The organism is Citrobacter amalonaticus (assembly GCF_037053465.1).
GTDB lineage: Bacteria > Pseudomonadota > Gammaproteobacteria > Enterobacterales > Enterobacteriaceae > Citrobacter_A > Citrobacter_A amalonaticus_H.
On sequence record NZ_JBALIF010000007.1, the window covers coordinates 192,706 to 204,827 of the forward strand.

The 12,122-nt window shown below is 50.3% G+C and carries 13 protein-coding genes; all 13 read right to left on the reverse strand.

The annotated features are described in order from the left end of the window. Nucleotides 1-22: 22 nt before the first annotated feature. Nucleotides 23-412: a TIR domain-containing protein gene (locus tag WB371_RS14015; protein WP_336220665.1), complete on the reverse strand. Its 390-nt coding sequence runs from the start codon at nucleotides 410-412 to the stop codon at nucleotides 23-25. 57 nt (nucleotides 413-469) lie between these two features. After that, nucleotides 470-961, reverse strand: a complete 492-nt coding sequence (locus tag WB371_RS14020) for a TIR domain-containing protein (protein ID WP_336220666.1) — start codon at nucleotides 959-961, stop codon at nucleotides 470-472. A 150-nt stretch (nucleotides 962-1,111) separates the two neighbouring features. Further along, nucleotides 1,112-1,600 (reverse strand): hypothetical protein, encoded by a 489-nt coding sequence (locus WB371_RS14025; protein WP_336220667.1) that lies wholly within the window; start codon nucleotides 1,598-1,600, stop codon nucleotides 1,112-1,114. A 43-nt stretch (nucleotides 1,601-1,643) separates the two neighbouring features. Then, nucleotides 1,644-2,282: a hypothetical protein gene (locus WB371_RS14030; protein WP_336220668.1), complete on the reverse strand. Its 639-nt coding sequence runs from the start codon at nucleotides 2,280-2,282 to the stop codon at nucleotides 1,644-1,646. A 92-nt stretch (nucleotides 2,283-2,374) separates the two neighbouring features. After that, entirely contained in the window at nucleotides 2,375-3,727 is a 1,353-nt protein-coding gene (locus WB371_RS14035; RefSeq protein WP_336220669.1) for a VasL domain-containing protein, read from the reverse strand. Nucleotides 3,728-3,747: 20 nt separating this feature from the next. Further along, nucleotides 3,748-4,152: a DUF2541 family protein gene (locus WB371_RS14040; protein ID WP_336220670.1), complete on the reverse strand. Its 405-nt coding sequence runs from the start codon at nucleotides 4,150-4,152 to the stop codon at nucleotides 3,748-3,750. A 69-nt stretch (nucleotides 4,153-4,221) separates the two neighbouring features. After that, on the reverse strand, nucleotides 4,222-5,613 hold the full coding sequence (locus tag WB371_RS14045; protein WP_336220671.1) for a CoA transferase: 1,392 nt from the start codon (nucleotides 5,611-5,613) through the stop codon (nucleotides 4,222-4,224). A 92-nt stretch (nucleotides 5,614-5,705) separates the two neighbouring features. Beyond that, nucleotides 5,706-6,950, reverse strand: coding sequence for a GIY-YIG nuclease family protein (locus WB371_RS14050; RefSeq protein WP_336220672.1), 1,245 nt, complete (start codon nucleotides 6,948-6,950; stop codon nucleotides 5,706-5,708). A 60-nt stretch (nucleotides 6,951-7,010) separates the two neighbouring features. Next, nucleotides 7,011-7,463, reverse strand: coding sequence for a type VI secretion system baseplate subunit TssE (gene tssE / locus WB371_RS14055; protein WP_336220673.1), 453 nt, complete (start codon nucleotides 7,461-7,463; stop codon nucleotides 7,011-7,013). Nucleotides 7,464-7,562: 99 nt separating this feature from the next. Then, entirely contained in the window at nucleotides 7,563-7,931 is a 369-nt protein-coding gene (locus tag WB371_RS14060; protein ID WP_336220674.1) for a DUF6201 family protein, read from the reverse strand. Nucleotides 7,932-8,334: 403 nt separating this feature from the next. Further along, entirely contained in the window at nucleotides 8,335-9,141 is an 807-nt protein-coding gene (locus WB371_RS14065) for a hypothetical protein (RefSeq protein WP_336220675.1), read from the reverse strand. Nucleotides 9,142-9,151: 10 nt separating this feature from the next. Beyond that, on the reverse strand, nucleotides 9,152-11,563 hold the full coding sequence (locus tag WB371_RS14070) for a type VI secretion system tip protein VgrG (protein WP_336220676.1): 2,412 nt from the start codon (nucleotides 11,561-11,563) through the stop codon (nucleotides 9,152-9,154). Between the two features lie 4 nt (nucleotides 11,564-11,567). Further along, nucleotides 11,568-12,092, reverse strand: a complete 525-nt coding sequence (gene tssJ, locus WB371_RS14075) for a type VI secretion system lipoprotein TssJ (protein WP_285143856.1) — start codon at nucleotides 12,090-12,092, stop codon at nucleotides 11,568-11,570. Nucleotides 12,093-12,122 lie beyond the last annotated feature (30 nt).

Sequence of the window (12,122 nt, forward strand, 5' to 3'; positions counted from 1 at the left end):
AAGTCACCTACAACCATCGCCGTTACCTTGCGCCTTGAATTAATAGCTTCAGGTTATCCCAGGTCCAGGTGTAGATTTTATCCGTAGAATATGCTGACAATGGTTTTATACATGTCTTATCACTGTAGCCGTGTAGTAAAAAATACGGTTTACTTTCTTCTTGTGCAATTCTCAACTCAGCACTAACTCCTGCTGCTGTATTAGTATGCTCACCGCAGATTACACATACAACATCCACAGATTTAATACGTGTTCGCGCTTTTGATTTCCAGTCATGAGTGATATGTTCTTTTATAGACCAATCGGCAAGTTCGAAAGGACTATCTTCATGCTTAGATTGCCCAACAAGAAATGTTTTTAAAATAGCATCATGATCGTAATCAAAACTTATAAAAACTCTTTTTTTAGCCATCTTATTGAGATCCTTTTTTAGATTAATGAATATTGTAAATCACTTTCAACACTGTAGTTAAAATCCACGCGAGATTTTACTCTTCAGTGCCCGGTGAAAATCGTTAGCATTATTACTATTTCGTATAAATGTATTCTCATGAGACTCATTTACAGAGAATCTGGAACCGGAAACAGTTCGATACTCATTTTTGTATTCCTGAATAAATAAATCAATATGTTCCAATGTAATCATCTTCGGCCATTTATCTAGATACTCCGGTAATTTGCTAATACCGACCTGAAATGATGTTATTCTTCTTTCTGTTACTGTTGCTTCACCAATTTCAAAAGGGACCCACCACGATGCGGCTGTCTGGGCTGAGACAACAGCAATAAGGTGCGTACTTTGCAAAATATTTTTTGTGATAACCGTTGTAATATCATCGGTAGTTTGTGATTCGGCATCTAATTTATCCAGGTATGTTTTGATACCAGCGTCATTGAGTTTTTTATTAATCCCCCATGCCGCTGAAAAATCAGTATGTCTGTAGCTAATAAATACGGTCATTGAAACTCCTTTTTTAAAAAAAGATTGGTCAATCAATTAAGTGGGGAAAATCCAGAAACTTAGATATAAATGCAAATAATTTATTCATAACACTACTTCATTATTAAATCCAATCAGAAGTTATATATGAAGGAACTCCCCCATAATTAATCAAACCAACTTATCTACAACACTGAAGAATACGTCTTCGGTCATCATGTTGTAACTGGTTTTCAACTGCTGTTCATTCCTGATAAGCCAGCCGTCCACTGGCGCCATGCACAAATAAAAATATTGCTTTACGGAAGTACGGTCAGGCGTATTAACAGTGAGCGTCACACAACCTTTACTCTCCTTCTGGTAAAGCTGTTCGGGCACAATACTGACACTGCGGGTGCCGTTCTGCAGCCTGATGGTCGTGATGTCATAGCGGGACGCACCGCTGTTGAGACTATGGCCAATAGTGCTCAGGTCCTGTAGGGATGTCGTCGCAATAATCACGTCAATCCCGGAGCCTTCAAACCATTGTTGCACCTGCTGCGTCAGTTCATCCATCCGTTGACAAAAAGCCTGAATATCCCCCTCAACCGACCCGTCACTGGGTACGGTGAAATTTTGCTTCTGCTGTACTTTCTTAAAAAAACGCTCTCTGACTGACACACGACATTCCTTTCTCTTACCCGGAATGGTTAACCGGGCTTTGTTAATACTGGCAATCCTGTAGCTTTTTTATCAGTCGTCCACGAGCTTTCTCCACCGCCAGGAGAGTCCTGTTCGCAAAGAACGTAGCCTGTTGCTCTGCCACACTCAGGTGCATGCTGCCTTTCAGTAATCGCCACTCTTCGTCGCTCCAGGGGCGAAATCCAATGGCGCTGTCACAGGATTTTTTCAATCCCAGTCTCCGGGCCATCACCCTGACGGCCACCGCATTTCTGCCGGGTAATCGCGCGGTGACGAAAGAGCCTTCTTCCGGATAGTAGAAACGCAGAATGGCCAGTTCCTCCTCACGCCAGAATCGTCCGCTCAGCACGCCCATTTTTTCTGCCATGCTAAATATTGCGCTGACGCTTCGTCCTGGCAGGAGCTGCAGCAGAAACTCAGCGCGCACGCCGCTTCTGTAGTGATGACGGATGATGTCCATTTCACTTTGCTTCCATACCGCCCCGCGCTCACCCCGACATCCGAGTTTATCCGCCATAAGCGCTACCGCCCCCGGAGATCGTCCCAGATGTTCAGCAATCTCAACCAGCGATCGGGAACGATAGAATTGCTCCAGAAACAGGAGGTCACTGACGGTCCAGAGGGCACGGTTATTGCGTGGAGCCGCCTCTTTTTGACTCATATGTGATTGCGCCATAATCATGGGAGATAAATTATTTCACGCGTTTATAGCGGGTCAGGCCCGGAGTGTCTTGCCGCTACGTGGCATGGTGCTCAGGGCGAAACGTTGTCCAGCGCGGGACGTGTGACGGTCAGCGCATAGCGGTTCAGCAGCGCGTTCAGGGACATTTCTGTCTGGCTTTGTTGCGCAGCAGGCACTGGTTGCCCTTGCGGAGTTTGTGCCAGTTGCCGCAGTTGCTCTTCCACCGGTACCGCACGGTTAAACGACCGGGTGATGTCATACACCATGGTTTTCAGCTCACTCCCCGTCAGATAGCGCCCTTTCCGCTCATCCAGCGCGTTCAGTTTATCGCTCAGTTGTTGTAACTGTTCCATTCCCTGATGCCAGCCGTTGAGGTTTTCAGCAGGAAGCGCCGTGGCATTAAGTTGCTGCTGCCATTGTTGCGCCAGTTTCTGGCTCTGCTCTGGCCACAGTGCCTGCGTCTGGCGAACCAGCTGATTACCGTACTGTTGCGTCCAGACCGGTGACTGAAGGGTAAGGCGATTGAGCTGTTGCTGCGTTTGCTGAACCAGATCATCCGACAGGTTGCCTTTCTGTCTCAGGCTCGCCAGTTGTTGCTCTGTCAGCGCCGCCGGAAGCGGTGCCAGCGAAGCATTCAGTTGCGATATCAGTGGGTCTGGCCGCTGAAATACCTGCCAGCCCCACAGCCCTGCGCCGCCTAACACCAGCATGGAAAACGCGCCGATTGTAAATGACTTCCAGGGACTCACCGACGGTGGAGGTTCTTCCGCCACAACTATTCTGGGCGCAGGATCTTGTTGTGCGACAAATACCCACTGCGTGGCAGCGGGCGGAGTGCTTTCGGTCATCGGACCGGATTGCAAAACTATGCCCTCATGCAAAGCTTCCTGGCCAGTATCACCACTATTTTCCAACCGCACCGCCGCGTTATGCAGTTGTGAACGCAAAGCCTCCAGCTGGCTGACGTGTTTCAGTTCAAGGCGCTGCAAAACTTCGCCCATACCGGATAAATGCTGCTCTGCCTGGTAGAGTTTTCCGAGGTCGGTATAGAGGAACGTGAGTGTGCGCATTGCCTGTTGCAGGCGCTGGCTAAGGCTCACCAGGATTTCTATCCGCGCGTGAACCGGTTGCGGCCAGAGGCTGCCCCATTGGTGGGCCAGTAACGCTTCCAGCACAGCGAGCCCTTCACAGAGCCCGTCCAACCCGGCAAGACGGGTGCGTGCCAGCGTATACCAGGCTGCAGTTTGTAACTCCACGCCGTTCTGACTGAACAGACTGAGACACAGCGTTTCTACCCGCTGCCAGTCCACATCCAGGCGGGCCGGATGCGTCAGCTTGCTGAGCTCTTTGCGTAGTTTTGCGTAGTCCGGCAGAGCCCTGGGGTCGCCTCCGGGCCGCAGACGTTGCGGAGTTCCGTAAGACATCTGTGATATCCCTCTGCTAATCAGTCGTCACCGAAGACTTTCAGCGTCGCCATATCCGATGAGTTCACCGTATGTCCGGAGAAGGTGATTTTTGATACGCAGCGTTTGTTGTCATTATCACTGTTAATGTTAATCCAGTCGGTGGTGGCGCCTTCCTTTATCTCTGAAGGGACATTCAGCGTCTGGCTGCTGTTTTTAGCCGCCTTAAAATAAACGGTAGTCCCACTTAAGTTCAGGTCCCCATGTTCAGCGGTCAGTTGCAGGCGCTTAACCACCCGACAGACCGGGATTTTCAGCGCCAGGTCATTCGTTTCATTACGTGGCATGGCAACCACGCCCAGTGCTTTATGGTCGTTCGCCTGAACGGACAGGCTCAACAGTAAGCCGGTTAACAGGCACGGTAATGCAAGACGACATTTTTTCATCTTCAGGTTCTCTGTGGTTAGTGTGAATAAGGGTTCAGCCCCGGAGAATATTCCGGCCGGGGCAACCGGTCAGCGGCTCAGCCACTCTGGAAGGTGAGCCCCAAGCGGCATAGCCGGGGTGGTAAAGCGCAGCGGTGTTTTCTCAAGCCTCAGCGCAGTATTAAAGTAGTGCAGTTCGCCAAAGGGTCCGGTTTCGGTTGCCATACAGGCAGCAATCCATTCTTCGTCCGGACCTGTGGCTTTTTGCCATCCGTCCACCAGGCCCTGCTGTTGCAGCCAGGTGGCGGTGCGGCACAGTGAGACGTCCACCTGCCAGGCTCCACCTTCATGGCTCTGACGTTCCAGCGCCATCAGCACGCCAAGCGTGGCAAGGTATCCCGTCAGGTAGTCATTCGGATACGTCGGCCCCAGTTGGGGGGCAACCCCTTCCCCCTGTGCCATCGACATTCCCGTGCAGGTCTGCGCCAGTTGTTCAAAACCGGGACGGGATTTCCACGGGCCGGTGTGCCCATAACAGTTCAGGTTCACGGCTATCAGATGCGGGTTCAGTTGCACCATTTCCGGAACGCTCAGGCCGTAGCGGCCCAGCGCTTCCGGGCGATAACTCTGTACAAACACATCGCCGTCCCCCACCAGCCATGCGGCGGTTTGCTGGTCAGCCAGCACCGACAAATCCAGATACGCGTTACGCTTACCGTGGCTGGTGTCCACATCGAACGGCAGAATACGTGGCCGGTGCGGGGAGGAGATATGCAGCACATCCGCCCCCATCTGCGCCAGACTGCGGGTGGCGGTCGGCCCGGCAATCACATGGGTAAAATCCAGCACCCGCAGACACCGCAGGGTTTGCTCTGTGCCATAACGCCGGGAGCGCGGTGCGCTGTCGCTCACCTTCGTCAGACGAATCAACGGCTCAGCGCTGACCGCCCGCCCCTGTGGATGAGCCTGCCACTCCTCAAATGAGCGAACCACAGCACCGCAAAGCCCGGCATCCGCCAGCGTGGACTCCAGGTATTCGGCATTCCAGGTCATCACTGCATCTGCGATACGGCTGCGGTTATTGGGCACATTGAGGATATCCAGAATGCCGTCACGCAGCTTCGGGTAGCCCCCGTGCAGAAATATCCAGCGGCCATCGCCGGTGCGATAAAAATCCGTGGTCGGGTAGTCCGGGTCGTTGTACTGCCAGTTATGCCCGTTCTGGCGCTGGAAAGCGACCGCGTGGGTGGACGCCGCTGCGCTGCGGCAGTCCACCGCAATCTGCTGCGGGGCCATACCCTGCTGCACACGGAGTGCGTCCAGCATCCCCCCCTGCAGAGCCAGCACGGCAGCCGCCGCTTCGCCGATACGAAAAGGCATCGGGTATACCGGGTCGGCACCGGTCAGCGTGACCCGGTCAGCAGGAAAAGCATCCAGCCCCAGTTCACAGCAAAGTTTTTCGAACAGGATGTGTGCACTCATAGCAGGATGCTCCAGTTGTTACGGATGTTTTTATCTGACATCAATACCTGTAGCTGATGCTCCAGGGCGTCGCAGTGTGCGATATCCCGTCATTACGCCGCTTCGGTATCTGTGCTGTCCAGGCTCTGCCAGTACTGAAGCGCCACCGGATCGGCAATGTATTCAACCTGCCCATGATGGCGCTCCACTTCGTTAATGATCTTCGCCAGCTCCACCCGGAAGAACTCTTTACGCAGATTAATTCTATTCATCCGGTAGTGCTCAAGGTGTTCGTGTAACACTTTCTCCAGAGCCGGGGCATCATCACAGGAGATCATTGCATGGACATCAAAATCAAACGGCACCGAGGCATCACTCAGCTCTTTAACCCTGTCCATTGGTTCAAGCCGCCGGGTCATGCCTACTTTGTAAACATTCTCACCGAAGGAGCCGATGTTCGAAATGATATAGACGTGCCCCTGCCGGGTGAGCTGAGCCATGGATTTGGCTCTTTCATACTGCTGGTGAACCGCCGCAATTTGTTGCTCCAGCTCAACACGCTGCCTTTCCAGCTCCGTCTTGTGCGCACCTTCCGCTGCCAGAAGCGCTTCCTCCAGCACCCGCTGCTGCTCTTCGAGACGGTGCTGTTCTTCTTCCGCTTCCTGCTGTTGTCTGTCCAGCTCATCCTGGCGTTGCTTTTCCTCACGCATCTGGCGTTTAATTTCTGCCTGATATTCCTTCTCTTCCTGCGCTTTTTCCAGTAAGGCAACCTTATCAAGGAATTGTTGTCTGACACCGTTCCAGTCGGCATTATCCTGCAATTCAAGATGGGTGATTTTTTCACGAATAGCCGCATACCCGGCCATCTCTTTTCTCAACTGGTCGTACTTACTTTGCCAGTTATTGATGGTGGTGCCTGCAAGCAGCGTTTTGACTTTAAAGGTATATGCAGAGTCCACGATGCGCTGCAGCGCACGGGAGGATTTGGCTCTGGTTTCGTTAAACAGCTCTTCACGGCGGGCAAGGCGTTTGCGCTCACCGTACATCACGCGCTCTACCTCATGATTTACCCGTTCAGTAAAGGCATTCTCTTGTTGCTTCAGCTTTTCCCTGGCCTCTTCAAGTTCTGCCGTGCGTTGTTTAAATCCCCGATAAATAAAATAGCGAACCAATATGCTAACCAGAATCAACAGACCGAAGAACAGACCAATAATCCCGGCAGGTCCGGATGCAGCCTCAATAAAGCGCTCGTTGATATTAATTAACACTCTTATTACGGCATAAATAGCCCATAAAATGACACCAAGAATAATCAAAATACCTAAAGCGGCATCACCGCCACTTTTTTTTCTGGCCATATATCAGTCCTTTGCTGTTTAGAAAATAACTGAGGGGAAAAATCGACATAACGGCTAAAGCTATAACGTAGCTCGTGCAGTGAGGAATTGTTGATTTTTCAGATGCCGGATTAATACTCGTCCTTCCGGCATAAATTCTGTGCCGTAGCGCACCAGCCCAATCCCCTTAAGTTCTGCATCAATGGCGTAGCGCAACTCACCTGGCACTTGCTGTTCGAGCAGGGTCACATTGAGTGACTGCAAACGAGGTTCATACTTGAGCAAGACACCGCCCAGCGTATCGATCAGCTCATGGGCTGTCCCGGGCATGCCTTGCAGAATTTTGGTCATATCCGGCAAACCATAATCTGGTAGATGGGATATGGTCCCGGCCCGGGCGTTCAAAATACTCTGGATGTTATCCAGCACGGATAAGATGACCTGGTCTTCTTCATTTACAACTTCAAGGGGAAGGTCCCCTTTAAAGTTGCCAGTAAGAATTTCATATAGAGATGGTGATTTTCTATCGGGCATTTTGACCTCAGAAATCTTATTGAAATGAATGATTTCTATTTTTAATTAATGTTGAAAAATCATGTTGTGAACACAGGCATTTCAATACCGCGATTTTTGTCACTTAGTGAATTCGTATGAATCATAGCCTGTAGGTCCTGGGTAAAGTAAAGAATGGCTATCACCGTACAGGAATTCTATACCGTCATATGCACCCATGTTGGAAGTGCCATAATACGGGGATGGTTTAAAAACCACCTCGCCAGATGCATTATAAATAATGAAGAAATAATCCTCGTTCTGTAAATATTTATAAAGAGACATAGGGGATATTATCCTGCCATGATAAATAATTACTTTGTATTTATTGTCAGGGCTGTTAATTTGATATATTTTTGAATATGAAGAAGGAATAATTGTTGATGGTAAAACAAACCAAGCAACTACTAATGCGACGATAAAAAACCCCTTCGGAATTCGCTTCATCATAAAATAATCACCTCACCCTCAATAAGGGTTTTAGCCATAAAACTCCTAAAACTACTTCGTGCTTAAGCAAAGAAAATATTTTTTTATTATTATAACGAATAGATAACTTATTATAAAACACCCCCCCATAAGACAGACCCTTAGTGGATGCACAGAAAACCACTCATAAAATAGATAGAGCATTGCAAGTGCCACGATAGTTAAATTTATTCTTAACGGTGTAAACAAAGTGAGCAGTAATATTGGAGTCGCAATAACCAAAAAGAAAAAAGATATGAATATCATTCCGACCGTTCGATGAGAAGAAACAGTGAATGCCAGTTCGTACATCCATGATGCTAATGAATAACCGCCTACCATAACTACAATGGCGGATATAAATGTAAGTATCATTATAATTATTTTATTTTTTCCAGATGCCATATTTCTCTAACTCCTCTTTAGTTATACTTTCTCCGAGTGATTTTGCATTGACATCATGTGATGTCTCTTCAACATCTACCGCAGGATAGGTTTTTCCAGACGGGGTAATCTTATACGAGAATTTTTTACTTGCATATAACGCCCCCCTGAGAACAAAGAAGTTATCATATTCATTCGTTGAATCTGATTTTTGCATGAGGGCATCTAATGGATTACCTGTGGCCCATGTCATACCCGTTTCTACGGTTGCTTTTATTGTATGGTATGTACGGTAAGTGCCTACAGCAAAAGGAATTTGCCCTATTGCATCAGACCAATAAGGTATTTTATCGATGAGCGATAAAAGGAACTTCCCTCCTCCATCAGGAACATTCTTCCAGTCCCCGCTACCACCTGTCCTATAAGATAGTAGTGCTCTGTCTACTAATGAAAAGTCAGCAATGTCCGCCCATGAATATACTTTATATGCGTCTAGGGTATAATCGGCGTCATTAACAAAAAGTAACTCGCGATAGTTATCTGCTAAGGGCTCAAACCATTGATATTGAAATTTGTCATAAAGCTCTTGAGCTGTAATAATCGCAAAGTTATCTTCTTCATTGCCACGCAAGATAAATAACACATCAGCGTTTTTTCTAGTAATAATGAGAATGTTAGGTACTTTGACTTCATGAGGTGTATTGTCTTTTTCTGGGGTTGTATTCCCCTTTAAGCCCAACTCAGTCTTTCCATCCTTTGTGACAATGAGATAACTCTTTCCATCTATTTCAACATTTAGTTTTTTCATGGTCTTTTACTCAACTTACAAATATCCAATATTCATGTTCACTGTCACTTTTATCTATATAACCATCTGTTCCGGAGCCAGAAAGTAATTCCACCCCATCTGATGTTTCAACACGATAATTGACATTTGAAGAGAAGTTTAACTTTCTGTCGTAGTACTGAGTGATCATTGCCATCTGCTTCAATGACTCGATTGGTTGATCGGTTGCACCAGCAAACATAGTCCGCTTCACTTTGCGCAAATACGACGCTGTCGTTCCATACTCGACCTTCCCGGCCTCAAGCTTCAGGTAACTGCCACCACCAATTAGCGTGATACGTTTTTTTCCGGCAAAGGAGATGTCACTCGCAGAGCTCAGCGTCAGCTTCTTCTCAGCAAATAACCGCATACTGGCGTTTTGCGCCTGGACATCGATTGGCCCTTCTCCGGATTTCAGGCTCAGTTGACCGGTGCGGGCAAAGAGCCCCAGCTTCTCCCCGGTCAAAGCGGTCGCATTGCCCATCACGCCAACACTGAAGTCTTCTCCGGCGTTAAGCGCAAGATTACGGCCAGCGGCCAGCTGCATATCTTCTCCACTGGTCATGGCCATGCCTTCCGGCGCTGAGAAAAGCACCGCTTCATTGAGCGGTTTCAGCCGCTGCTCAAACATCTGTATCTGGCTGTCGACATCCCCTTTCAACGCCAGGGCCTTTTCTGCGGCCATTTCCAGCTGTTGCAGTTGCTGATTAAGCCTGTCAATTTCCTTCAGCGCGGCATCCATGTCCAGAGCATCACCCTGGGCTTTCGCCTGAGCATCCGCAGCGACAAAGAGTCCCTTTCCTGCTCTCAGGGTTCCCCACTCATCGGTGCGCAGCTCTGTGCCTTTACCGCGTAGTTGTCCCTTGCTGTCCACCAGGTTCCCGCTGTTGAGCTGCGTTTTGCCGTATTCCGTGGCGAGTTTGATGTGCTCCTCACCACGCTTGTCTTCCATGCGTAATTTTGAGTTGGCAGGCGTCCGGAGGATGTTCCGGGTGTGATTGTCCCGGTTCACGAGGTCGGGATGTTCGGAGTCGTGCAAAGCATAGGCGATGTACGGCAGATCAATATCGCCATTGCTGTACGCAATCGCCACTTCGGTGCCATCGATGAGCGGCGTATGCCAGCCCAGCGTTTCACCGGCATAAGGCTTCGCCATCCGCAGCCACAGATAACCGTAACCGGGATCCGTCCCTTCCCGGTCGAAGTCCAGCTTCACCCGATAGCGCCCCTGCTCGTCCAGCTGAGCATAGGTATCATTTTTTTCGCGACTTTCGATCCGGGCCGGAATCGTACCTGGGATGACCGGACGCGGGATCTCTACCGGACGGAAGCAGTAACGTTCGGTGTAAGGCAGGCCCCAGACCGACACATGCAGACGGGAATCACGCGCTCCCCGGAAGGTCACCAGCGTGAGGATCACACCCTCTTGCAGGGCCGTAATGACGTCGCCCTGCGGCTCCAGTACCTGCCCGGGTGTGAGGTGTGCAGCATTGCTGAACAGGTGAATACGGGCTGACCTGTTGAGCTCTCGCTCGTGGTGAAGTCGGGCGTAGAACGCGCCAGATTCAGTTTCCGGCTCCGGGCTGGCGTCATCACCCGCTTCACGATAAGGTGCCGCGTAACGGTAATGCTCACCGGTTGTGACCGCATCATTGCGCACGCTGACCGCCGCATTCATCGGCGTGGTTGCTGTCCGGTAGTTGTAATCACGCGTGGTGACAGTGCCGGTGGCAATGTTGTGCCAGGTCCGCACATCCCAGACCGATTCTGCTGCGCCGTCGAACAACCCCGAGGGCTCGCTGTAGGGCAACTGCACATCAAACTGGTAGTTCAGCTGGCTGTCGGCAAAAATGTACGTATCCAGACCGCGCGCGTCATCCATCATCGTGCGCCAGTAAATGCCCACCTCAGACAGAATGCGCTGGATGAATTGCAGATCCGTCTCCTGCCACTGGGTGATAATTTCACGCGGCGGGTACGTATGCTCCAGTCTGAATTCAAAATCAGGACCTTCCAGACCGTGTTTACGCAGCACCTGCTCAACCACCTCAGGAACGGACTGGTTCTGATATACCGCGCACTGTCGGGTGTATCCCAGGAGCGCCAGGCGCGAACTGAGCGTAAGCCGGTAGTGAGACTGGTCCTTTGATGTGGAAAGCCATTCCAGGCGGGTCACCATGCCGTGAACACTTTTACCGCTCCGCATCCGGAAAGAGGCATATTTCATCAGCACCTCTTCCGGGGGGATGTTCGCCTGAAGCGTGGTGAACTCGATGTCCCAGCTGAACGGCTCACTCAGTGCTTCCCTGCCGTAAAAGCGCAGAACATCCGGCTTCACTGAACTGTCATTGATATCCAGAAAATATCGGGTCTGTCCGTCAAAAAGCGCTAACCAGTTATCCATCACGTCACTCCTTCACCGGCACGAGGCTGAGCCAGCCATCACCCAGTTCAACCGTGCGGGGTTTGTCCGGGTCCAGGTCGTCACGGGTCAGCACCAGGCGCCAGCGGTTGTCCTTCTGATCCGGGCGGTTAAACAATCCCACCACAGCCACGAACTGAGCGTCTTCATCCATGGGCATATTGAGTGTCACGCTGCCTTTGGGCATCACCAGCAGCGATTTTGACGCCAGTACGTCGTCTTTAAGTACCGTATCGGCATTACGCAACAGTGTCTGGTAATCGGCGGCATCAACCGCTTTACGATCCTTGAGCTGATAGACTCTCACCATCGTCGCCAGCGGTGTCTGTGCGCCATCGGCGTTAATGGCCGTACGCGGGGTAAAATCCAGATGCAGCGTTTTAATTTTTTTGTAGAAGATGGATTTCGTGATGCTGACCGTACCGTCCGTGACAGTCTGAGTCAGACCGCAGCCAGCGAGCAGGCTACAGGCAATAAGCGTCAGCGCCCACCAGCGGGTTACTGTTGCCATTCAAAAGTTCCTTTATTGAGAGTGGGAGTA

Bases quoted from the DNA above. Each gene is read 5' to 3' on its own strand.
- WB371_RS14015 (WP_336220665.1), bottom strand. From the start codon at position 412: ATGGCTAAAAAAAGAGTTTTTATAAGTTTTGATTACGATCATGATGCT.
- WB371_RS14020 (WP_336220666.1), bottom strand. From the start codon at position 961: ATGACCGTATTTATTAGCTACAGACATACTGATTTTTCAGCGGCATGG.
- WB371_RS14030 (WP_336220668.1), bottom strand. From the start codon at position 2,282: ATGAGTCAAAAAGAGGCGGCTCCACGCAATAACCGTGCCCTCTGGACC.
- WB371_RS14035 (WP_336220669.1), bottom strand. From the start codon at position 3,727: ATGTCTTACGGAACTCCGCAACGTCTGCGGCCCGGAGGCGACCCCAGG.
- WB371_RS14040 (WP_336220670.1), bottom strand. From the start codon at position 4,152: ATGAAAAAATGTCGTCTTGCATTACCGTGCCTGTTAACCGGCTTACTG.
- WB371_RS14045 (WP_336220671.1), bottom strand. From the start codon at position 5,613: ATGAGTGCACACATCCTGTTCGAAAAACTTTGCTGTGAACTGGGGCTG.
- WB371_RS14050 (WP_336220672.1), bottom strand. From the start codon at position 6,950: ATGGCCAGAAAAAAAAGTGGCGGTGATGCCGCTTTAGGTATTTTGATT.
- tssE (WP_336220673.1), bottom strand. From the start codon at position 7,463: ATGCCCGATAGAAAATCACCATCTCTATATGAAATTCTTACTGGCAAC.
- WB371_RS14060 (WP_336220674.1), bottom strand. From the start codon at position 7,931: ATGATGAAGCGAATTCCGAAGGGGTTTTTTATCGTCGCATTAGTAGTT.
- WB371_RS14065 (WP_336220675.1), bottom strand. From the start codon at position 9,141: ATGAAAAAACTAAATGTTGAAATAGATGGAAAGAGTTATCTCATTGTC.
- WB371_RS14070 (WP_336220676.1), bottom strand. From the start codon at position 11,563: ATGGATAACTGGTTAGCGCTTTTTGACGGACAGACCCGATATTTTCTG.
- tssJ (WP_285143856.1), bottom strand. From the start codon at position 12,092: ATGGCAACAGTAACCCGCTGGTGGGCGCTGACGCTTATTGCCTGTAGC.